This is a genomic window from Jiangella asiatica, assembly GCF_004349065.1.
In the GTDB taxonomy this organism is placed as follows: Bacteria; Actinomycetota; Actinomycetes; order Jiangellales; family Jiangellaceae; genus Jiangella; species Jiangella asiatica.
In genome coordinates this window covers 94,470-115,728 of sequence record NZ_SMKZ01000003.1, presented here as the reverse complement: position 1 = coordinate 115,728, position 21,259 = coordinate 94,470, and the positions used below count along the sequence as shown (strand labels likewise).

19 protein-coding genes are annotated in these 21,259 nt (G+C 70.4%); 14 read left to right on the top strand and 5 right to left on the bottom strand.

Annotation, left to right across the window (positions count from 1 at the left end; all coding sequences use genetic code 11):
- Position 1: 1 nt before the first annotated feature.
- Positions 2-1,636, bottom strand: coding sequence for an alpha-amylase family protein (locus tag E1269_RS03695; protein WP_131891369.1), 1,635 nt, complete (start codon positions 1,634-1,636; stop codon positions 2-4).
- A gap of 388 nt (positions 1,637-2,024) precedes the next feature.
- On the opposite strand from E1269_RS03695, the gene E1269_RS03690 reads away from it, so the two are divergent.
- On the top strand, positions 2,025-2,927 hold the full coding sequence (locus E1269_RS03690; RefSeq protein WP_162606219.1) for an arginase family protein: 903 nt from the start codon (positions 2,025-2,027) through the stop codon (positions 2,925-2,927).
- 277 nt (positions 2,928-3,204) lie between these two features.
- On the opposite strand, the gene E1269_RS03685 is transcribed toward E1269_RS03690, so the two are convergent.
- Positions 3,205-4,422, bottom strand: a complete 1,218-nt coding sequence (locus E1269_RS03685) for a hypothetical protein (RefSeq protein ID WP_131891363.1) — start codon at positions 4,420-4,422, stop codon at positions 3,205-3,207.
- 411 nt (positions 4,423-4,833) lie between these two features.
- On the opposite strand from E1269_RS03685, the gene E1269_RS03680 reads away from it, so the two are divergent.
- From E1269_RS03680 to E1269_RS03650, 7 genes are read left to right on the top strand one after another with little or no spacing between them, the layout of a single operon-like run.
- Positions 4,834-6,126: an ABC transporter substrate-binding protein gene (locus tag E1269_RS03680; protein WP_131891360.1), complete on the top strand. Its 1,293-nt coding sequence runs from the start codon at positions 4,834-4,836 to the stop codon at positions 6,124-6,126.
- A 25-nt stretch (positions 6,127-6,151) separates the two neighbouring features.
- A complete protein-coding gene (locus E1269_RS03675; protein WP_131891357.1) occupies positions 6,152-7,081 on the top strand; it encodes a carbohydrate ABC transporter permease in 930 nt (309 codons plus the stop codon).
- Complete coding sequence (locus E1269_RS03670; RefSeq protein ID WP_131891354.1) at positions 7,078-7,962, top strand: carbohydrate ABC transporter permease; 885 nt, start codon at positions 7,078-7,080, stop codon at positions 7,960-7,962. The genes E1269_RS03675 and E1269_RS03670 overlap by 4 nt, the downstream gene beginning before the upstream one ends.
- A complete protein-coding gene (locus E1269_RS03665) occupies positions 7,959-9,452 on the top strand; it encodes a DUF4127 family protein (protein WP_131891352.1) in 1,494 nt (497 codons plus the stop codon). Before E1269_RS03670 ends, E1269_RS03665 begins: the two co-directional genes overlap by 4 nt.
- On the top strand, positions 9,449-10,504 hold the full coding sequence (locus E1269_RS03660; protein ID WP_162606217.1) for a LacI family DNA-binding transcriptional regulator: 1,056 nt from the start codon (positions 9,449-9,451) through the stop codon (positions 10,502-10,504). The genes E1269_RS03665 and E1269_RS03660 overlap by 4 nt, the downstream gene beginning before the upstream one ends.
- Positions 10,504-12,114, top strand: coding sequence for an FAD-dependent oxidoreductase (locus E1269_RS03655; protein ID WP_203432861.1), 1,611 nt, complete (start codon positions 10,504-10,506; stop codon positions 12,112-12,114). The genes E1269_RS03660 and E1269_RS03655 overlap by 1 nt, the downstream gene beginning before the upstream one ends.
- Positions 12,115-12,129: 15 nt before the next feature.
- On the top strand, positions 12,130-12,801 hold the full coding sequence (locus E1269_RS03650) for a hypothetical protein (protein ID WP_131891344.1): 672 nt from the start codon (positions 12,130-12,132) through the stop codon (positions 12,799-12,801).
- Positions 12,802-13,294: 493 nt separating this feature from the next.
- On the opposite strand, the gene E1269_RS03645 is transcribed toward E1269_RS03650, so the two are convergent.
- The 3 genes from E1269_RS03645 to E1269_RS03635 are packed head-to-tail and all read right to left on the bottom strand — an operon-like array spanning position 13,295 to position 15,927.
- Positions 13,295-14,317, bottom strand: coding sequence for an NAD(P)/FAD-dependent oxidoreductase (locus E1269_RS03645; RefSeq protein WP_131891342.1), 1,023 nt, complete (start codon positions 14,315-14,317; stop codon positions 13,295-13,297).
- Positions 14,314-14,844, bottom strand: a complete 531-nt coding sequence (locus tag E1269_RS03640) for an isoprenylcysteine carboxyl methyltransferase family protein (protein WP_131891339.1) — start codon at positions 14,842-14,844, stop codon at positions 14,314-14,316. Before E1269_RS03640 ends, E1269_RS03645 begins: the two co-directional genes overlap by 4 nt.
- A 3-nt stretch (positions 14,845-14,847) precedes the next feature.
- Positions 14,848-15,927: a type III polyketide synthase gene (locus E1269_RS03635; protein WP_131891336.1), complete on the bottom strand. Its 1,080-nt coding sequence runs from the start codon at positions 15,925-15,927 to the stop codon at positions 14,848-14,850.
- A gap of 42 nt (positions 15,928-15,969) precedes the next feature.
- On the opposite strand from E1269_RS03635, the gene E1269_RS03630 reads away from it, so the two are divergent.
- The 6 genes from E1269_RS03630 to E1269_RS03605 all read left to right on the top strand — a co-directional run bounded on the left by E1269_RS03630 (position 15,970) and on the right by E1269_RS03605 (position 21,249).
- Complete coding sequence (locus E1269_RS03630) at positions 15,970-16,776, top strand: UbiA family prenyltransferase (protein WP_131891333.1); 807 nt, start codon at positions 15,970-15,972, stop codon at positions 16,774-16,776.
- A 28-nt stretch (positions 16,777-16,804) separates the two neighbouring features.
- A complete protein-coding gene (locus E1269_RS03625; RefSeq protein ID WP_131891330.1) occupies positions 16,805-17,935 on the top strand; it encodes an NAD(P)/FAD-dependent oxidoreductase in 1,131 nt (376 codons plus the stop codon).
- Positions 17,936-18,096: 161 nt separating this feature from the next.
- Positions 18,097-18,621 carry a hypothetical protein gene (locus E1269_RS03620; protein WP_131891327.1) on the top strand — a complete coding sequence of 175 codons (525 nt, stop codon included), beginning with the start codon at positions 18,097-18,099 and terminating at the stop codon, positions 18,619-18,621.
- Complete coding sequence (locus E1269_RS03615; RefSeq protein ID WP_131891324.1) at positions 18,618-19,037, top strand: phage holin family protein; 420 nt, start codon at positions 18,618-18,620, stop codon at positions 19,035-19,037. Before E1269_RS03620 ends, E1269_RS03615 begins: the two co-directional genes overlap by 4 nt.
- Positions 19,034-19,576: a DUF3618 domain-containing protein gene (locus E1269_RS03610; RefSeq protein ID WP_131891321.1), complete on the top strand. Its 543-nt coding sequence runs from the start codon at positions 19,034-19,036 to the stop codon at positions 19,574-19,576. Before E1269_RS03615 ends, E1269_RS03610 begins: the two co-directional genes overlap by 4 nt.
- 608 nt (positions 19,577-20,184) lie before the next feature.
- Positions 20,185-21,249, top strand: a complete 1,065-nt coding sequence (locus tag E1269_RS03605) for a LacI family DNA-binding transcriptional regulator (protein WP_131891319.1) — start codon at positions 20,185-20,187, stop codon at positions 21,247-21,249.
- Positions 21,250-21,259 lie beyond the last annotated feature (10 nt).

Genomic DNA, 21,259 nt, shown 5'->3' with positions numbered 1-21,259 from the left:
GCTACCGCTGCCTCCCGTCCTCACGCCCGCCGACTTCCCGGCAGAACGCCGCGACGTCGTCGGCGTAGCGCTCGAGCGTGTCGGACACGAAGCCCAGCGACGGGACGAACCCGGGCACGCGCAGCGGCTTGGCCGGCTCCCGGAAACCGCCCTCGTGGACCCCGGTGCTGCCCTGTCCCGGGCAGCCGCTGTTGAGATGGCCGAGCACGCGCGAGTACCGGTAGGGCAGGTCGGGAGTCCGCGGCGGCCGGGCGACGTCGAGCCAGGTCTGGTTGACCGGCAGCAGCCCGAGCAACGCGTCGTACCAGCCCTCACCGCAGACGAGCAGGCCGGGATGTGCCTCGCGCAGCTCCCCCACCAGCGCCCGGTAGCCGGCGTACAGCTCGTGGCGCGGGTCGTCGAACCAGCAGGCGCTGGTGTCGAGGAACACCCCGGCCACGTCGTACGACGTGACCAGCTCGCCGATCTGCTCGCGCAGGAAGGCCCGGTACTCCGGCTCGCCGGGGTTGAGGAAGACCTGGTCGTCCTCTCGCGTCCGGTCACCGTCCCAGTCCGGGTGGTTGACGTGCACGACGTACCGGTCGCCGGCGCTGCGGAAGGCGGCGTCCTCCCACCGCGGGTACCGGCCGACGTTGGCGCCGTTGGCCCCGAACATCGGCATCAGATGCACGCCGAGCCGCCGCGCGGTCTGCGTCAGCCGCCGGAAGCCGTCCGCGCCGCCGAGGTCCTCCCCCGGACGGTAGATGGGGTACTGCCAGTAGTACCGGCCTTCCCAGCCGGGCAGGTAAGCGAGCACGTGTTCGCCGGGCACGTGCCGCGTGACCTCCTCGAGGATGCGCCCCATGTCGTCGAAGGTGTTGAAGACGTAGCCGGTCCAGTGCTGGCCGTGCAACGTGACGACGAGCCGTATGTCGCGGGCCCAGTCCGGTACGTCCGCGCGGTCTTCCCAGTCGGCCAGGCCGAAGGAGCGCTCCACGTGCTCGAGGTGTTCGGCCAGGTCGGCGTGGACGGCGGCGACGTCCGCGCACGTGCGGAGCACGATCGGCGGGGCCTCGAAGTCCGGCGTGCGACGGGTCGCCAGCTGGTCGCAGACGACCTCGGTGACCGCGGACGGCGACCACGGCGGGAGGAAGGTGTAGAAGCGCTTGGCGCGCACCTCGGTGTCCCGCGTGCTCAGCGTCACGGCGGGGCCTTCGCCCTGGCAGATCCACGGCGTCTGCCAGTTGGGCCACGGATAGCGCAGCAGCACCGGCTCGTCCGGGCGCGGCGTGAGCGCGACGTCGCGGGGTGTGGTCGGCGACCACCATCCGTCCTCGGCACCGCCGGGAAGTCCACGGAACAGCAGCTTGATCGCCTTGACCGGCACGTCGGCCTCGGCCCGGATCCGCCAGGTCACGGCGTCCCCGCCGGGTGCGATCATCAGGTCCGCGCGGACCCGCCCGGCCACGTTGCGCTGAGCACCCGGCCACGTCAGACCGTCAGCCAGCAGGCTTCCTCCCTCGAAGGTGGTCCTTCGGGGATCGAGCAGCCTGACGTCGTCGACGGTGAAGACCTCGACACTCCATTCAGCACCGGGCACATTGGGAACCGGATACCACGGATGCCGTGGGTCGAAGCTCAGCTCGTGCGTGGCCACTCGCGCCTCCTCGAACCGACCCTCTGCCGGCTTCGAAATCGTATTCGTGATCCTACGTTGATGGATCGGAATGACGGTGTCAATAGCCTGGCACCGCTGATTTTGTCTACGAAACCGTTATCGTAGGTGGCGTGGCGCGGGGCGCGCCTGCGCGCCGGACTGGGACACCGTTCGCCGAGCGCACCAGCGATCACGAATGGCAGCGAAGCCACACGGCCCGGGCCCGCCTCGCGCTTGAATCCTGTACCTGGGTACGGGTTTACGCTCGAAGCGTGGACCCCAGATCACCTGTCGACGAGGCCGCCGAGTGGGCTCCCCAGTCCTGGCCGGTGCTCTTCGGCCGGCCGACCCACTACGTGCGCTCCGAGTCCGTGCGAGAGGAGCGCCTGTGACCGCATCGCTGGCAGTCCTCGGCGTTCCCTCGGGGGCCGGCGCGTGTGGCGTCGGCCAGCACCAGACACCGGCCGCGATCCGCGCCGCGGGACTGATCGACTCACTGTCCGACGTCGGCTATGACGTCAGCGATCTCGGGGACTCCCCGGTGGTCCCATGGCGTCCCGACCGGTCCAGGCCCCAGGCCCAGAACCTCGAGGCCGTCGTGCGGGTGGTGCGGACGACGGCTACACGAGTCGCGGATGCCCTCCACGAGCCGGGCCGGACAGTTCTCGTCCTGGGCGGCGACTGCACGGTGGGGATCGGCACGATCGCCGGGATCCAGCACGTGCTCGGTGACATCGCCGTCGCCTACTTCGACCTGCATTCCGACCTCAACACACCCGCCACCGGGACCGACGGAGCACTGGACTGGATGGCACTCGCGCACATGCTGGCGATCCACGGAACCGAGCCCGCCTTGGCAGCCGCCGCAGGGCACGCCCCGCTGCTCGTACCCAGCCAGATCCTGCTGTTCGCACACAGCATGCGACACGCCACGCGGTTCGAACGGGCTGAGATCGAACGACTGGGACTCGCGCGAACGGCCGTGGAGGATGTCCGCGGCGATCCCACGGGCACGGCGCGTCGAGCCCTGCGGTTCCTCACCGACCGCTCCGAACGCTACGCCATCCACCTCGACGTCGACGTCGTCGACTTCACCGACGCGCCACTCTCGGAACATCCATCCCGCAACACCGGCCTGAAGCTCGACGAGATGCTAGCGGCGTTGAAGATCCTCGCCTCCGGACCCGGCCTGGCCGCGATCACCCTCGCCGAACTCAACCCCCACAACGCCGCCGCCGACCAGGGACTACTCGAGCGCTTCGCCACGTCGTTCGCCGAGGCGATCAGCTAGCACCAGCCACCCCTTGCTAGGCATTGCCATGAGGTTCGACCGGCACGATGGCGCCAGGTACCGGAAGGCGCGCGCCCCTCGGGCCTCAGAGCCGGATGCAGCTTTCCCACGGCACTCGAGGTGCGACCGATGCGGCCGAAGGAGTTCGTCCGAGCGATGAAGAGCACGAGGTGCTCGCCGGCAGCGGCCCCGATCTTGTACGGATGTCATCCGTACGGCACGAGGCCCGGCGTACCGGCCCGCCGCGCCATCGGGCGCGGCAGGCCGGCGGGCACGATCACGGGCCGTCGGGATAGGCCAGGTGGACGCGGAGGTTCGTCCAGTTCTGGGCGCACGTAGGAGCAGCGCAGGTCGAGGGGTCGTGCACGGCCACGAACTGTGGCGTGGGCTGCCACGTCCGGCCGTGGTCGTAGGAGACCTCGAGGTAGGTGGACGCCTCGAGGTCGTCCGGATGGAACGTCGTGCGGGCGTACATGCCGAACACCGGTGCGATCGCCTCCCAGCCCGGTGTGAAGGAGAGTTCACCGTCGACGATGTACCGCGGGTCATGCAGGTCATCGGGGTCCGCGCCGACCGGCCCGACGATGAGCCACTGCGGACGGTCGATGAAGGAGTTCTGCCCCAGATCGTTGCTGAGGAACTTCACGTGGTTGGCCGGAACGATCTGGAAGCCGCCTCGCACGTTCTGATCCCAGCTGAACCCGGTGTAGGGCGAGGTGGAGAAGGTGAAGGCGCCGGGATGGTTGGTGTCGAGCTGACCGACATGAGCGAACTCGGTGCCGGCGAACCGTCCGATGCCCTCGACTCGCTGGACGACGTCGGCGACATGCCGCGCGACGCCGTGCTCGTAGCCCACGGTGATGCGTCCATTGCGGCGGTGGGTGACGCCGGCCACGGTGTCACCGGCGGCCCAGTTCTCGAACTCGATGTAGCTGGGCGACTCGTCCCACACGACCGGCCGGTAGGCGGTGAATCGCAGCCGCCGCGGCGGCGCGGCGGCTGGATCAGCGCTGAAGTGTTCCGCGATCGGGCGCCAGGTGCCCGCGTTCTCGTCGAAGTAGCTCAGCGGTGCCCCCGTGGGTAGCGAGCTGTCGCCGCCGAAGATGCCGGAGCCACCAGGGATGTCGGTGTAGATCGTGTCGGCCAGCCACCGGCCGTGGTCGGCCTCCAGGTAGCGGTCCGGCCGGACGTTCAGCAGGCTGGTCGTCCAGTCGCGGGGATCCGTGGCGGGGTCGAAGTCCTCGTAATGCAGCGGATCGTAGCGCTCGTCGGGCCACACCTTGGAGCGCAGCACGTACACGGAGGTCGCGAGCAGGTGTCCGGCGGTCCCGTCGACCGCCCGGGAGTACTTGGACGCCCAGAAGCCGTCGTTCGCCGGCACTGTCGCCGTGGCCGGCCTCTCGACGTGGCCGAGGACAGTGCGCTCACCCTCCAGCGACACGTGCTCGATCGCACCGCCGGCCACGTTCTCGATCTCGATCGAGAACTGTGCCACGAGTCTGGGGTTGTTCTCCGGGAGGGCCTGCGGAGGGATCGGCGCCCCGACCATGTTGCTGATACCGGTTGGCTTCCCCCCGTTCCGAGTGGCCGCCGCGTCGGGATCGTCCGCCGCCGCGGCGATAGCGGGCATCGAAAGACCGATGGCGGCAGCGATGGCACACCAGCGCCTGACAGCGCTCCGCCGTCGCCCGGCCGATGCCGCCGTGCTGGCTCGCCGTGGGAAGTGCTCCATGGGCATCCTCCTGATGATGCGTATTATCACATCCGGACAGCCGTCAGTTTCCCGACCCGATCGCATGGCTGTCAAGAGGTGGGCTTGACAGATAATGCGCATCACCACCAAAGTACTGCGCATTATCGGCAGCCGACGTGACGGCTCGCCACAGTCCAGCGAGACGGAGACACCATGAAGCTGAGAAGATCAGCGCCTGTGGCGCTGAGCCTCGCCGCGGCCGGCCTCGTCCTCGCCGCGTGTGGCTCGGGCGAAGCGACGGGCGACTCCGACGTGCTGAACGTCTGGTTCCCGGGCAACCTCAGCCAGGAGATCGCCTGGGTGAACGACGAGCTCGTCCCAGCCTTCGAGGCCGAGCACGACGTCGAGGTCGAGGTCGAGTTCGTCGACTGGGCGGACGTCTCCGCGCGCCTGTCCACCGCGTTCGCCGGCGGCACCGCGCCCGACGTCTTCGGCCACGGCAACGCGGCCGCCGCGGGCTACGCCGCCAACGACCGGGTCGTCGTCCTCGACGACTACCTCGCTGACCTGCCACCCGAGGAGGTCGCGGATCTCACCTTCCTGGACGACGGCAAGGTCGATGGCGAACAAGTGATCATGCCTCTGCGTGGCTTCGGCTTCCTGCTCGCCTACCGCGCCGACGCCTTCGCCGACGCCGGCCTGGACCCCGACGACCCGCCGCAGACGTGGGCCGACCTGCGCAGCACCGCGGAGACGCTGACCGAGCGCGACGGAGACACGATCACCCGGTCCGGCGTGATCATGCCCGCCGACAACCCGACCAGCATGTCGCAAGCCTTCACATCGTTCCTCTTCCAGGCAGGCGGGTCTCTGGTCGACGGCGACGGCACGACGGCGACGTGGAACTCTCCGGAAGGCGTCGAGGCCCTCGAGTTCCTCGCCGACCTGTACAACGGTGACGGCGCGGTCGCTATGGGCCTCGGCGAGGCGACCAGCGGCGCCGGCGCACAGCACCCGCTCGCGACCGGGCGGGCGGCCATGGCACTCATCGACGAGGCGACGCTCAAGAGCATCCACGAGCAGGCTCCTGAGGTGGCCGAGCAGATACGGGTGGCGCCGCCGCTGCGCGCTGCCGCCGCGGCAGCGTTCGGGGGCGCCGGCAACGGACTGTTCATCAGCGCCGACTCCGAGCTCCAGGATCAGGCGTGGGACTTCATCGAGTTCCTGCTGCGCCCGGAGAACGCGAAGGCGTATGTCCAGGCAGTCGGCGGCATCCCGGCGCGCTCGTCGCTCGCCACCGATCCCGAGCTCGCCGATACCCCTTACATCGGGCCGTTCATGGAGGCCGTGGAAAGCTTCCATGGCAACCCGAACCTCGAAGCTTGGACGCAGGTGCGCGACGTGCTCGCCGCTGGTGTCGAGAGCGCGTTGCGCGGGGCAACGCCCGCGGAGCAGGCGCTCGACGACACCGCGGCCGAGGCCGACGCACTGTTGGCCGCGGACTGAGGGGCACGAGCTGTCCATGGCTACGATGACCGGTTCCACGCGGGCGGCGGCCCCGGACGCCGCCCCGCCGCCCCGTCGCGGCCGGCTGCTGGCGACGCAGCGCCGCGCCGGCTGGATCCTCGTACTCCCCGCCGTCGTGGCCTTGGTCGTGGTCACCGTCGTCCCGATCCTCTACGGCTTCTACCTGAGCCTGACCTCGTACAACCCGGTCGAACGCGGCGGCCCGCGGTTCCACGGGCTCGACGGCTACGTCGAGGTGGTGACCTCCGGCGCCTTCTGGCAGGCCGTCGGGGTGACCGCACAGTACGCCTTGGGCACCCTGATGCTGGCCGTGCCCGGCGCACTCGGGCTCGCCCTGCTGGTGAACGGTCGCTTCCCGGGCGTTGCGCTGTTCCGCTCCCTGTTCTACCTCCCGCGGGTGGTCCCCCTGGTGGCGGTCAGCATGATCTGGTTGTGGCTGTACTCCCACGACGGACTGTTCAACTACGTGCTCGACCTGGCCGGACTGCCCAGAGTCGCCTTCCTCACCGACGAGGACACGGCGCTGCTCTCCCTCATCCTGATGCGCGCGTGGAAGGCGCTGGGCGGAGGCATGATCATCTTCCTGGCCGGGTTGCAAGGAATCCCGAAGACGCTCCTGGAGGCGGCGGCCGTCGACGGCTGCGGACGGTGGCGGACCCTGCGCCACGTCACGCTGCCTCTGCTCGTCCCGATCACCACCTACGTGGTGGTCGTCGACCTCATCTATCTGGCGCAGTCGTTCGCCGAGGTCTACATACTCACCGCAGGCGGGCCGTTGTCGTCGACAACCGTGGTCAACATGCTGATCTACAACGAGGCGTTCGAGCACTACCGCCTGGGCAACGCCAGCGCCATGGCGTTCCTGTTGTTCAGCCTCATCTTCGCCCTGGCATACCTCAACATCAAGGTGCTGTCGAAGGGAGGGCGGCGATGACCGTGACCGCGCCCGCACCGCGGGTGGGGCGGACCGGCTGGCGGCGGACGATCGTCGCCGGCATCGCGGCCCTGCTCGTCGCGGCACCCTTCGTCTGGATGCTCTCGCTGGCGTTCAAGCCGCCGACGGAGGTCTTCGGCTATCCCCCAGCCCTCCTGCCCGACGCGCCGACGCTGGAAAACTTCCGCTTCGTCTGGGACTCGACCAACATCCCGGTGGCGATGGCCAACAGCCTGGTGGTAGCGACGTCGACAGTCCTGGCGAACTGCCTCGCGGCCACGGCCGCCGGCTATGCGCTCGCCCGCATCGACTTCCGCGGCGCCAGGGTCTTGTTCGTGGTCGTGCTCGCCAGCGCGATGGTCCCGGCCGTCGTCCAGCTGATCCCGCTCTTCCTCATCACGCGCGGTTTCCCACTCGCCGGCGGGAACGACCTGCTCGGACACGGTGGCACCGGGCTGCTGGACACGCATGCCGGGCTTCTCCTGCCGCTGCTGGTCCAGCCGTTGAACATCTATCTCGCGCGCCAGTACTTCCTCGACCTGTCCCCGGAGCTCGCCGACGCCGCTCGTGTCGACGGTGCCGGCGAGCTGCGCATCTTCTGGCGCATCTACCTGCCGCTGGCGCGGCCGATCGTGGCCACGATCGCCGTCCTCTCCTTCACCGGCGCCTGGGAGGACTTCCTCTGGCCGCTGGTGGTCGTGTCGTCCCCGGACATGCAGACACTGCCGCTGGCGCTCAGCTCGTTCGCCGGCAGCGGCGCCACTCAGTACGGCCCGCTGATGGCCAGCACGATCGTGGCCATCGTGCCAGTTGTCGTGATCTTCATAGCCGGCCAGCGGCACTTCGTACAGGGCCTGGGCTCAGGAGGGGTGAAGGGATGACCGGCGCCACGACCGTGACGCTTCTGCCGCTCGACGACCGCCCCGTGAACACATCTCAGGTCGCCACGCTGGCTGAGGTGGCGGGTGCGAGGCTCCTACTGCCGCCGGGCCACCTGGTGCCGCCGGGCGGAGAACCAGGCGACGTCGACGGGCTGTCCGCCTGGCTGGAGGCCGCAGCCGCCACCAGCGACGCCGTCGTCGTGAGCGTGAACCAGCTGGCCTTCGGCGGGTTCGTCGCGTCCCGGCGGACGGTCGAGCCGCTCGCCACGGTGCTCGCCCGGCTCGACGTCCTGCGGCGCCTCCGGGCGACGGCTCCCGACCGGCCCATTCATGCGTTCGTCACGCTGATGCGGACGAAGGCGTTCGATGACGCCGGCGCCGAGCCGCCCTACTGGGCCACGCACGGCCGGCGCTTCTTCGCTCTGTCGCGTGAGCTGCACCAGGCCGAACACGGTCTCCCGTCGGACGCCGAGGCGGCGCGCGCCGCCGTCCCGGCGACGTCGGCCGTCGACTTCTTCACCCGGCGGATGCGGCTGCACTCGGTCCAGCTCGCCTGCATCGAGCTCGCCGCCGCCGGGGTCATCGACACTCTCTCGATCCTCGTCGAGGACAGCACGGTGGAGAGCGTGTCGACCAGTGAGCGCGAATGGCTGGAGGCCTGGATCCGGCGGCTCGACCTGGCCGACCGTCTGCGGTGTCTGTCCGGTGCGGACGAAGCCGCCGCCGTCCTGGTCACCCGCGCCGTACTTGCGCGCGCCGGCCGCCGCGTCGCCGTCGCCGTGGAATGCGTCGATCCGGACGCCCTGGGCCGCGTCGCAACGTACGAGGACGTGCCCGTCGGCCAGACGGTCGCCGCCCAGATCGAGTGTGTTGGCGGCGAGCTCGTCGAGGACCTGGGAGCGGCCGACCTCGTGCTCGCGGTGCACCCGCCCGGCGAGCCACCGCGGGACTGGTGCCGCTGGCCAGTGGTACCCGACCGATCCGACGACACGGCGGCGACGCGCCTCGCAGCGCGGGTACGCCAGCTCCTCGACGCCGGCCATCGGGTCACCGTCGCCGACGTCGCTGATGCCAACGGCTCCGACCCGGCTCTGGTGAAGGCCTTGCGCGAGGCCGGAGTCCTGCGGCAGCTGGCTGGGTACGGAGGCTGGAACACGGCGGGAAACACGATCGGCACGGCGGTGGCGCAAGGCTGCGTCCACCTGCTCGCCGGTACCAGCGAACAGCGGGCCGGTCACTCCAGGTCGGTCATCCATCGCCTGCTCGAGGACTGGGGATACCAGAACCTGGCACGACGCGCGATCATCGAATCGGGAACGCTGCCGCCCACCGAGGAGGTCACCGATGTCCTCGACGCGAGACTCGCCGAGCTCGGCCCGGTCGGCGCGACAGTCCGGATCAGGCCGGGGAGCGTGCGCTTCCCGTGGAACCGAGCGTTCGAGATCGACTTCGAACTCGAAGCACGCACCAGAGAGGACGACGGCCGGTGACCAGCACGGGGCGGCGGCGACCCCGCCAGGCCGACATCGCCAAGCTCGCGGGGGTGTCGCAGACCACGGTCTCGCTGGTCATCAACGACCGCGAGTCGGAGACGGTCCGCATTCCGCCGGAGACCAGGCAACGAGTGCTGGAGGTGGCCCGGTCGCTCGGCTACGTCGCCGACCCCGTCGCCAGGAGCCTCGCCGGCGGAACCAACCGGCTGATCGGCGTGTACACGTTCGAGTCGATGTTCCCGATGGATCATCACGACTTCTACCACCCGTTCCTGGTCGGCATCGAGGCACGGGCGGAGGCACTCGGCTACGACATGGTGCTGTTCACCAGTGCGACGGGCGCCGACGGGGGCAGGTCCGTCTACCGCGACGGCGTCAACCGGCTCAGGCTGGCCGACGGATGCGTCCTGCTGGGCAAGGAGACCGACCGTGACGACATCGTCCGGCTGCGTGACGAGGGATTCCGGTTCGTCCTGGTCGGCCGGCGCGACATCCCCGGCGACGGCGTGGCCTTCGTCGGTGCCGACTACGCCAAGGCCACCGAGGAGGTCGTCGACCACCTTGTCGCCCTCGGTCACACGACCATCGCGTATCTCCCGGCGCGGACGCCGAGCGAGCCGTCGGACGACCGAGACGCCGGGTTCACGGCGGCGCGGACGAGGCACGGACTCCGCACGGATGGACTCGTCGTTCCGGTCGACCGCGACGCCGGACCGGCCCGGAGCGACGTCGAGGGACTACTCACGGCTGGAGCCACCGCGTTCCTGGCGCACGAGTCGGTAGTCGCCCTGCGCATCCACGCCATCCTCACCGAGCTCGGCCTGGATGTCCCTCGCCGGTGCTCGGTGGCCGCACTCAACGACCCGCCGGACGGCGTACCGGGGCCGGAGCTCACGTGCTTCCGTATACCGCGCCGGGAGATGGGGGCCCTCGCCGTCGACCTCCTGATCCGACAGATCGAGTCGGACGAAGCCGACGCCGAGACGGTGACGTTGCCATGCACATTCGTCGCTGGAGAGACCAGCGGCCCGAAGGACAGGAGCCAGTAGTGACGGAGCACCACGCCGACATCCTCATTGTCGGAGGTGGGCTGGGCGGGGTCGCCGCAGCGCTGGCTGCCGTGGCCGGTGGAGCGCGCGTCATCCTCACGGAGGAGACCACGTGGCTCGGCGGCCAGCTGACCACGCAGCTCGTACCACCGGACGAGCACCCGTGGATCGAGTCCTTCGGTGCGACCGCACGGTATCGGCGCTTCCGCGACGCCGTGCGCTCCTATTACCGCCAGTGGTATCCGTTGCGGTCGGTGTCCCGCGAGGTTCCACACCTGAACCCCGGAGCGGGCAGAGTAGGCCCCCTGTGTCACGAACCACGCGTCGCGCTGGCCGTCATCGATGCGATGCTCGCGCCGTGGCAGGCCGCGGGCGCCCTCGTCGTCCTCCGCCAGCACGTGCCCCAGTCCGCGGACGTCGACGGCGATCGCGTCCAGGCCGTCGCGTTCCGAGACCTCGACAGCGGGCGTGACGTCGTCGTCACCGCTCGGTTCGTGCTCGACGCCACCGAGACCGGTGAGCTTCTTGCGCTCAGCGGTACCGAGTTCGTGACCGGCGCGGAGTCGCGCGACGAGACCGGCGAGCCACATGCGGCCGACGTGGCCGACGCGCTGAACATGCAGGCGGTCTCGGTGTGCTTCGCCGTCTCCCATCATGACGGCGAAGACCACACGATCGACAAGCCGGACGACTACGCCGCCTGGCGCGCCGTGGAGCCGCGATGGTGGCACGGCCCGCAGTTCGGCTGGGTCGCCCCTCACCCGCATACGCTGGAACCGCGCCGGTACGCGTTCCAGCCCAACCCCGACGACGAGCCGGGGAGCATCGTCGCTGATCAGAGCAAGGATCCGGGGTCGGACGAGCTGTGGACGTTCCGCCGGATCCTCGCCCGCAACCACTTCCGGCGCGGGGTCTTCGGCAGCGACGTGACCGTCGTGAACTGGCCCATGATCGACTATCTCGGCGGGCCCGTTCTCGGTGGCAGCCCGGAGGAGAACGAGGCGCACGTTGCCGCGGCACGGGCGCAGAGCCGCAGCTTCCTTTATTGGCTGCAGACCGAAGCACCGCGGCCCGACGGCGGCACCGGGTGGCCAGGACTCCGGCCGCGTCCCGATGTGTCCGGGACCGCCGACGGACTGGCCATGCGGCCGTACATCCGCGAGTCACGCCGGATCCGCGCGCAATACCGCATCCCTGAACAGGACCTCGCGGTCGCCGTTCGCCCCGACGGGCCGGTGACCTACGAGGACAGCGTGGGCATCGGGTCCTACCGCATCGACCTGCACCCCTCCTGCCGGGGCGACAACTACATCGACGTGCCGGCGTGGCCGTTCCAGATCCCGCTGCGTGCACTCGTACCTCGACGCGTACGCAACCTCCTCGCCGCGGGCAAGAACATCGGGACCACGCACATCACCAACGGCTGTTACCGGCTGCACCCGGTCGAATGGGGCATCGGTGAGGCGGCCGGCCTGGTGGCGGCGTTCTGCACGACCCGCCGTAGCGAACCACACGAGGTGACCGCGACCCCCGGTCTGCTTCGCGACGTCCAGGACGAACTCGTCCGCCAGGGAGGCGAACTCGCCTGGCCGACCGTGACCTACTACTGAGGAGAACACGTCGCCATGTACGTGCCCGCATCGCGCCTCGCCGTCCTGGTGAGCCTGCCGCGGAACGACGCCGGTCTCGCCGAACAGGCCCGCGCCGCCGGCGCCGACGGGCTGAAGGTCCACACCAACGTCCGACACCGCGCGTCCGGCACGACCTTCGGCTCACTGGCCGCGGAGCACAGCCGGCTCACGGACATCCTCACCGTCGGCCTGCCGACCGGGCTCGTCGTCGGAACGGCCGGCACGGTGTCGCTCACCGAGATGGAAGCGGCGAAGATCCTCGGCTTCGACTACTTCGACGCGTACGCAGCGGACGTACCGCCCGGGTACGTCGAGGCGTCCAGACCGGTGACGCCCATGGCCGCCCTCGGCCCCGGCGACGGTCCAGATCAGGCACGCGCCCTGGTCGACCACGGAATCGCGGCACTCGAGCTGTCCACCCTCGAGCCGGACCGCTACGGCACGCCGCTCTCACTCGCCACCGTCGCGCGGCTGAACGCGGTGGCCCGGGCCGTCGACGTGCCCATCGTGGTACCCAGCCAGCACGCCCTGACCCCGGCCGACCTCGAGACCCTGAGCGGCGCCGGGGCACGGGCCGTCCTCCTCGGCGCCGTCGTCACCGGTTCCGACCCGGCAGCGTTCGGCGCGAGGATCGGAACCTTCACGAGCGCCGTCGTCGCACTGTAGGTGCGCGGCACCCCGAAATGATCACGTTCAGCACGAGATCTCGTGTCCCACCATGCTCGCAATCATGGTGAGGCGCGGGTGATCCTGCTGAACGTGATCATTTCGAGGCCACGGTGTGAGATTGCTGCGGTTGGCCAGGCGACGGCTCGATTGCGGTTCTACGAGAGACGCTCGTCGTCGCGCCGTTGACGAGCAGGTCGACGAGCTGGTCCGGGTCGGTGTGGCGCCCAGGTGCTGGCTGGCCGCAAGCGCGGCAAGCAGGGTCCGGGCGCACAGTCGGTGTCGACCGGGCGCAGCTCGCCCGCAGCGACCCGGGCGTCGAGAGATAGCTGGTCAGCAGGCGCTGTCCCTCAACCACGAAATCGCCCATCACCGCACGGACGTGCGAGTTGGTGCTGCTGGCGCTGAAGAAAGGTAGAGCAGGCCCGGGGTCACCCCGGCCGCCCGGGCGATGTCCTTCACGGTCGCCCATCGCCGCCCGAGACGGCCACGCTCACGCGGGCCGGGCCAGGACGTTGACGGCGGCACCGAACAGGCGCGGCAGAGCCGCCGCGAGCGGAACGAGCGCCCGCCGTCCGGCGGTGATCGACGTCGCGCCGATCAGCGCGCGGGTCATCAGCTCGTAGCGCCAGGTCAGCCGCCGCCATGCCGTCTCGTACCCGGATGGCGTGTCGGCCACGATCGCCGCCACGGCGGCGCGGGCCTGCGCCATGCCGAGGGCAACTCCCTCGCCGGTGAGCGCGTCGACGTAGCCCGCGGCGTCGCCGACCAGGAACGTACGGCCGGCGACCCGCCGCCTGGACCGCTGCCGGAGCGGGCCGGCACCGCGCACGGTCGTCAGCTGCCGCCCGGCGATGCGCTCGCGCAGCGCCGGGAACGCCTCGATGTGGTCGTCGAACGGTGCCCGGTTCCTGGTCAGCACCGCGATCCCGACCTGGTCGGGGCCGACCGGCGTCACGTAGGCCTCGGCCGCCGGCGCCCAGTGCACCTCCACGTAGTCGGTCCATGGCGCCAAGCGGACGTGCCGGCGCAGTCCGAACCTGCGCGGCGACGTGACGCGGGCCTCCAGACCCAGCTGGCGGCGGATCGGCGAGTGCAACCCGTCGGCGGCGACGAGGTAGCGAGCGCGGTTGCCGTTCACTTCGACGCCGTCGGGGTGTTGGCCCACAGCGCCCACCGCGGCCGGCACGATCGGGATGTCGGCGTCCTCGACCGCTTGGCGCAATGCGGTGTGCAACGTCGTGCGCCGGACACCCCGGCCCGGGCCGGCGCGGAAGTCCGCGACGGCGGATCGGCGGCCCGCGACGTACCGGATCCCGCGCAGCGGCTGTCCGTCCGGGTGGACGCCGAGGCCGGCGAGCGCGGCGACCGCACCAGGCATGAGTCCCTCGCCGCACGCCTTGTCGATCGGCCCGGTCCGCGGCTCGTACAGCACGACGTCGAGGCCCTCGCGGGCCGCGTACAACGCCGCCGTCAGCCCGGCCGGGCCGCCACCGGCCACGACGACGTCGATCATGACGCCGACTCGCGGTCAAGCGCCGTCAACGCGGCGTTCTCCACCGAGAGCCGGACGGCGAGCACGAAGGTGTTGAGCGCGGTGAACACAAGTGCGGTGACCCAGGCCGAGTGCACGAGCGGTAGCGCGAACCCCTCGACCACGACGGCGACGTAGTTGGGATGACGCAGCACCCGGTACGGCCCGTCGTGTACGAGAACAAGGCCGGGCACGACGATGACCCGCGTGTTCCACTGCCGCCCGAGCGTCGCGATGCACCACCAGCGCAGCGCCTGCGCCAGTACGACGAGCGCGAGCATCGTCCAGCCGAGGCCGGGCTCGAAGGGTGGCCGGCGGATCCACACCTCCGCGACGGCGCCCACCAGCAGCGCCGTGTGCAGGACGACCATGACGGGGTAGTGCCCTCGGCCGTACTCGACGCCGCCCCGGGCGAAGCTCCACGCCGCGTTCCGCTTCGACACGATCAGCTCGGCCAGCCGTTCCAGGCCGACCAGCCCGACCAACACGGTGAACAGCACCTCGGACATGGCTCACGCCCGCAGCAGGACGAGCTCGAGGCAGAAACCCGGACCCATGGCCAGCACGATTCCATACGACCCCGGCCGCGGCGGGCGCAGCTCGAGGGTGTCGGCGAGCACATGAAGCACCGACGCCGACGACAGGTTGCCAATGCGGTTCAGCGACTCCCAGGTCAATGCCAGCGCGTCGCGGCCGATGCCGAGCGCGTCCTGCATGGCCTCCAGCACCTTCGGGCCGCCCGGATGGCACACCCACCACCCGATGTCCTCGCGGCGCAGTCCGTGGCAGGACAGGAACCGGTCGACGTCGCCGCCGACCTGGCTGCGCACCAGTTCGGGCACGTCGGCGCTCAGCACGATGCGCAGGCCGGTCGCCCCGACGTCCCACCCCATCGTCCGCTCGGTGTTCTCGTAGAGCCGGCTCCGGCTGGCCAGCACGGCCGGCCGGATGCGCCCTGCCGGCTGGTCGAGTCCGGCGGGATGTTGCGAACCGACGGCGACGACGGCGGCCGCACCGTCACCGAACAGGCCGCTGGCGACGAGGTTGGGGATCGACGCGTCGGCCCGCTGTACCGTCAGCGAGCACAGCTCCACCGACAACAGAACCGCGACGTCGCCCGGGTGGCCGACCAGATAGTCGTGCACCCGGGCGATCCCGGCGGCACCGGCCACACAGCCGAGGCCGACGATCGGCACTCGCTTGACGTCCGGGCGCAGCCCGATCCTCCCGGCGATGCGGGCATCCAACGACGGGACGGCGATACCGGTGATGGTGGTCGATACGATCTGGTCGACGTCGCCCGGCTCCAGGCCGGCAGCTTGCAGGGCACCGCTGATCGCCCGTCCACCCAGCTCGACGGCGGTCTCGATGAACGCGTCATTGGCGGCGCCGAAGTCACCGAGGGTCGCATAGCGCTCCTTCGGCAGCGCCAGGTGCCGCGTGCTCACGCCGGCGTTGGCGTGAAGGCGCTCCAGCAGCCTGTGGTCGTACCTGCCGGCCGGGGCGATCATGGCGGCGAACTCCGCCGTCAGGTCCGCCTGGGCGTACTTGTGGTCGGGCAGGGCGCCATCGACGGAGAGAATGCGCGTCATTGACAGGTAGTACGCAATTCCAGCGCCTCTAAACTTCGAAAGGTGGCAGCAGGAGCGGCGACGGCGGGCCTGGTGCGTGCCTGCCATCCGGAACCGACGGTCGCGGTGACCGCCCTGAGTGGGCTGCTGGCGCTGCGACTCGGCCACCACCCCGCGACTCTGGTCCTCGTGATGGCCGCTGTGTTCACTGGTCAGCTCACCATCGGCTGGTCCAACGACCTGGTCGACGCCGACCGCGATCGCGCCGTTGGCCGCACGGACAAACCGCTGGTGACACGCCGGGTCTCCGCCCGTACCGTCCGCGTCGCACTGGCCGTCGCCGCCGGCGCCTGTGTGCCGTTGTCGGTGGCCTTGGGCCCGGCCGCCGGGTTGCTACACCTCGGCCTGGTCGGTTGCGGCGTGGCCTACAACCTGGTGTTGAAGCGGACACCGCTCTCGTGGCTGCCATACGCGGTCGCGTTCGGGCTGCTGCCTGCCGTGGTGAGCCTCGCGCTCGACCCACCCGAGTGGCCGCCCGGCTGGATGGTCGCCGCCGGCGCGTTGCTCGGCGTGGGCGCGCACCTGGTCAACGTCCTGCCGGACCTCGACGATGACGCCGCGACGGGCGTGCGCGGCCTCCCCCACCGGCTCGGTCCACTGCGCGCCCGCGTGACAGCGGTGCTCGTGCTGACGGTCGCGTCGGTGCTGGTGGTGCTTGGTCCGGGCTGGCCGCCGGCCTGGGCTTGGGGCGGTCTGGTCGTGGTCGGGGTGCTCGCCGTAGCGGCGCTGCGTGGCCGAGGGACGACGCCGTTTCGCGCGGCGATGGCCATCGCACTCGTCGACGTCGTGCTGCTGGTGCTACGCAGCTAAACCCTGTCCGCCCGGGTAGTGCACCCCCATGGGTGACGCGTGGGACCTCATCGTCGTCGGTGCCGGCCCGGCCGGAGCGGCGACGGCGCTCGGCGCGCTGTCGGCCGATCCGCGGCTGCGGGTACTGATACTCGACCGGGCCGCCTTTCCGCGCGACAAGGCGTGCGGCGACGGTGTCTCGCCAGACGTGACGGACATGCTGGCCGTCCTGGGCGCACCGGGGCTCCTGGACGACTGGGCACCAGTGCGACGGCTCGAGCTCTCGCACGGCGAGCGCCGGGTGTCGCGCCCGATGCGGCGCTCGGTCAGGGTCGTCCCACGAACGGTCCTCGATCATCGGCTGCTCACGGCTGCCGTCGACGCCGGGGCACGGTTCGAGCAGCGCCGGGTGCGCGCGGTCCGGCCGAGAGGCGACGTTGTGATCGTCGACGACGATCTCGCGGGACGCGTGGTGGTCGGCGCGGACGGCGCCTACTCCGTCGTCCGGCGTGTCGCGGGAGTTCCCGCGGTTCGGCGCCGGGCCCTCGCGCTGCGGGGGTATGTCGTGACGCCGCCGAAGTGGTCGGGTCGGCAGGTCATCGCCTTCGACCCAGAACACCGCCAGGCCTACGCCTGGTGCTTCGACCGTGGCGACGGCCTGGCCAACGTCGGTTACGGCGCGTTTCACACCGACGGAGTGTCGCGGGCGGTGCTATTGCGACAGCTGGGCGAGCTGCTGCCCGGCGCGGACGGCGGGACGGACTGGCGCGGCCATCACCTGCCGCTGTCGTCGTGGCGCTGGCCGCAGCCCGACGGCCAGCTGCTGCTGGCAGGCGACGCCGCCGGTCTGATCAACCCGATGACCGGCGAGGGCCTCCACTATGCGGTGGCGACGGGGGCGCTGGCCGGGCGTGCGGCCGCGGCAGCTGTCACGGCACGACGGCCGGAGACGGCCGGCGCGCGGCACCGGATGGCTGTTCGCGCACTTCTCGGGCGGCACCTTCGGCACACGGCCACGGCAGCCCGCCTGTCCGCCGTGCCTGCGGTGTTGATGGCCGGCGTCACGGCGGCGGACCGAGACCAGCATGTCTTCGACGACCTGGTCGATCTCGGGCTGGGACAAGGACGGTTGACCCGCCGAGTCCTGGTCGGGCTCGCCCGCGCACTCACCGTGCGCTGAGCCGACCCAGGCGAGGGCCGACGCCCTCCGGCCCGCTGGATCAGAAACTCGGCCAGCGTGTCGTTATGGACGAATTCATCCGGGTATGCGGCGTTCGACGGACCGCGTCGACTCGACGTTGGAGTCGGCGAGCATGCAGCACCGACGGAGGGGGACGTCCCATGACCTACCACGAAAACCTGCCTAGCGCTGGCAGCGGGACCGCCGAGTCGCGCGCTCCGGCGAGCCCGGAGGACCCGGGCCGCCACTCGCCGGGCACGTCCGAGCAGACGTCCACCGCCGACACAGCCAAGGATGAGGCATCGAAAGTCGCCGGCGAGGCCCGGCGACAGGTGCGCGACCTCACCGGCCGGACCCGCGACCAGCTGACCTCACAGACGCGGCACCAGAAGGACCGCGCCGTCGACGGGTTGCGTGCGTTGTCGGAGGAGTTGCGGTCGATGGCCAGTAGCTCGTCGCAGCCCGGCATGGCGGGCGACCTGACGCAGGAAGCCGCCGGCCGGGCCGACGACCTGGCCGGCTGGCTGGCGACCCGTGAGCCCACCGAAGTGATCGAGGAGGTGCGCAGGTTCGCCCGGCAGCGGCCGGGGATGTTCCTGGCCCTCGCGGCCGGAGCGGGCGTGCTGGCCGGCCGGCTGACCCGAGGTATGACTCAGCCCGCGACAGAGCAGGACGGGTCATCATGAGTGGCCGGCCGCACGAGCCGTCGTCTGCCGCGCCGTCCGACGCGTCGCTGGGCGAGCTCCTGGGCGAGGTGAGCCGTGATCTGTCCAGTCTGGTCCGGCAGGAGGTCGAGCTGGCCAAGGCGGAGGTCCAGCAGTCGGCCGGCCGGGCCGGACGCGGCGCAGGGATGTTCGGCGGCGCGGGCGTGGCCGGCTGGCTCGCGCTGCTGTTCCTGTCGATCGCACTGTGGTGGGCGATCGCCGACGCGACCGGGCACGGCTGGTCGGCGGTGATCGTGGCAGCGCTTTGGGCGATCATCGCCGCCGTCCTTGCCGCGATGGGGCGGACCGAGCTGCGCCGGGTCCGGGGCGTGCCTCGGACGGCTGAGACGGTCAGGGAGATCCCGGACGCTCTCAAGGGACAGGAGAACCAGCGATGACAAACGATCCCGAACGGATCCGGGCTGACATCGAGCAGACCCGGAACGAGCTGAGTGATGACGTCGACGCGGTACGTGAGCGGATCCGGCCGGGCACCGTGGCCCGCCGGCAGGGCGAGCGCATGGGCAGTGCCATGGCCAGCTTCAAGGACCGCGTCATGGGCGCCGCTTCCGACGTGGCGTCAACCGGCGGCGATGCTGCCGCATCGGTGGCTGGCACAGCCTCGACGACGACGGAGAAGGCCGGTGAGGCGCCGGCGATGATGCGGGAACGGACGGCGGGCAACCCGCTGGCCGCGGGGCTCATCGCGTTCGGTGCCGGCTGGTTGGCCTCGACCGTCATTCCGGCGAGTCGAGCCGAGCGCCGGGCCGCCACGGCGATGAAGGAACAGGCTTCGGGCATGGCGCAGGAGGCGTCGTCGATGGCCCGCGAGGTCGCCGACGACCTGCGCGAGCCCGCGCGCGAGTCCGTCGAGGCGATGCGCTCGACCGCCCAAGATGCCGCGCAGACGGTACGTGAGGAGGGACGGACCGACTGACGACGCTGGCGGGCGCGTCGCCTCTGCAGTCGTGATCTGGTGGTGCGGCATGCCATGTCGTTGGCGCGAGGACTGGGAGGTCGCCGCAGGCGACACGTTGACAACGACGATCACTCCCGGTGCTTCACGCCTGTGCATCACGTCGGTGTGGGAACTCCGGCCATGTTGATCATGCATGGCACGGCAGATACCCTGTGCACCACGAGACGCTGATCGATCTTGCCAGGAAAGTGATGTCGCGCGAAGGGTATGCCTAGATCATCTTGTATTTCGGCCAGCGGCGCGGCTTCTTCGATCCGCAGGACGGCACTCTTCGGTGGCCCGGCGACGGAAATGGCGCATATTTCGACCTGGCGACGCGGGAATGGCTGGTTTCATCCGTCTGACGTCATCGAAGAGCCCTGACCGGAGGAACTCCAGTACGCCACCACGGCGCGACGAGAACGCCCCCCAAGGCGAGCCCGTGGCGGTCGCGTCGCCTCGTCCGCGACGGCGACCCTCCCTGCGGTAACAGCTCGGGGACGACTCGGCGCCGGGCCCTTGACGACGCGCGTCATCTGTCCGTAACGTGAGCGCCCACCAGGAACCAATACGTATTAGGGATGGCCATGGCAGCGCAACGGAGGCGCCCCACCCAGGTGGACATAGCCCGGCGTGTCGGCGTCTCCCAGGGGACGGTTTCGCTGGTCATCAGCGGTGGCGCGGCGAGTGACCAGGTCGCCGAGAAGACGCGCCGGGCGGTGCTCCAGGCCGCCGCCGAACTCGGCTACACGGTCAACGCCGCAGCCCGCAGACTCAAGGGCGGACGCACCCGGATGCTCGGCCTGTACACGTTCGAGCCGGTGTTCCCGGTGGACCAGCGGGACTTCTACTTCCCGTTCCTGCTGGGCGTCGAGGAGGCGACGGCTCGGTATGGCTATGACCTGCTGCTGTTCAGCTCGGCCACCGACGGGGGCACACGGCGCATCTACGCTGGCGGGGTCAATCGGCTCAAGGTGGCCGACGGTTGCGTGCTTCTCGGCCGCCACCTGCACCGTGACGACCTGGCCGCACTCGTCCATGAGGACTTCCCGTTCGTGTTCATCGGACGCCGCGAGGTCCCTGATGCGGAGCTGTCGTACGTCGCCGCCGACTACGTGGGCGCCACTCGGGACATGGTCCGAACGCTCGCCGATCGTGGTCATCGGCATCTCGCGTACCTGAAGCTGAGCGGCGATCAGGAACCGACCCGGGACCGCGAGGCCGGCTTCAGGCAGGGTCTGGGTGATGTGGGGATCCCCGAAGAAAGCAGCATGGTCCACACGGTCGACGACTCCGGCGTCATCACGGGTGACCTGCTGCGCGGCTGGCTGTCCACCGGCGTAACGGCCCTGCTCGTGGAACCGAGCGAGGACGACTCCACGATCGTCGCAGTCGAGCGAGCCGCCGCCGAGGCCGCTGTTCGCATTCCCGAGGACTGCTCGGTGGTTCTGCTCGGCGACCCGCCCCTCGGCGAGCGCGCCCGCGACTGGACGCGCTTCTCACTGCCCCGCGAGCAGATGGGCCGGGAGGCCGTCCGGCTGCTCTTGGACCTACTGGACAACGACGACGGCGAACCCCGTCAGCTGAACCTCGCCTGCACGCCGATCCTCGGCGTCTCGATCGCCGAACCGCCGGCAGGACTCACCTCATGACACCGGAACC

What these genes read in the sequence shown, in the direction of transcription:
- E1269_RS03680 (WP_131891360.1), top strand. Translation starts at nt 4,834, where the DNA reads ATGAAGCTGAGAAGATCAGCGCCTGTGGCGCTGAGCCTCGCCGCGGCC.
- E1269_RS03675 (WP_131891357.1), top strand. Translation starts at nt 6,152, where the DNA reads ATGACCGGTTCCACGCGGGCGGCGGCCCCGGACGCCGCCCCGCCGCCC.
- E1269_RS03670 (WP_131891354.1), top strand. Translation starts at nt 7,078, where the DNA reads ATGACCGTGACCGCGCCCGCACCGCGGGTGGGGCGGACCGGCTGGCGG.
- E1269_RS03665 (WP_131891352.1), top strand. Translation starts at nt 7,959, where the DNA reads ATGACCGGCGCCACGACCGTGACGCTTCTGCCGCTCGACGACCGCCCC.
- E1269_RS03650 (WP_131891344.1), top strand. Translation starts at nt 12,130, where the DNA reads ATGTACGTGCCCGCATCGCGCCTCGCCGTCCTGGTGAGCCTGCCGCGG.
- E1269_RS03645 (WP_131891342.1), bottom strand. Translation starts at nt 14,317, where the DNA reads ATGATCGACGTCGTCGTGGCCGGTGGCGGCCCGGCCGGGCTGACGGCG.
- E1269_RS03640 (WP_131891339.1), bottom strand. Translation starts at nt 14,844, where the DNA reads ATGTCCGAGGTGCTGTTCACCGTGTTGGTCGGGCTGGTCGGCCTGGAA.
- E1269_RS03635 (WP_131891336.1), bottom strand. Translation starts at nt 15,927, where the DNA reads ATGACGCGCATTCTCTCCGTCGATGGCGCCCTGCCCGACCACAAGTAC.
- E1269_RS03625 (WP_131891330.1), top strand. Translation starts at nt 16,805, where the DNA reads ATGGGTGACGCGTGGGACCTCATCGTCGTCGGTGCCGGCCCGGCCGGA.
- E1269_RS03620 (WP_131891327.1), top strand. Translation starts at nt 18,097, where the DNA reads ATGACCTACCACGAAAACCTGCCTAGCGCTGGCAGCGGGACCGCCGAG.
- E1269_RS03615 (WP_131891324.1), top strand. Translation starts at nt 18,618, where the DNA reads ATGAGTGGCCGGCCGCACGAGCCGTCGTCTGCCGCGCCGTCCGACGCG.
- E1269_RS03610 (WP_131891321.1), top strand. Translation starts at nt 19,034, where the DNA reads ATGACAAACGATCCCGAACGGATCCGGGCTGACATCGAGCAGACCCGG.
- E1269_RS03605 (WP_131891319.1), top strand. Translation starts at nt 20,185, where the DNA reads ATGGCAGCGCAACGGAGGCGCCCCACCCAGGTGGACATAGCCCGGCGT.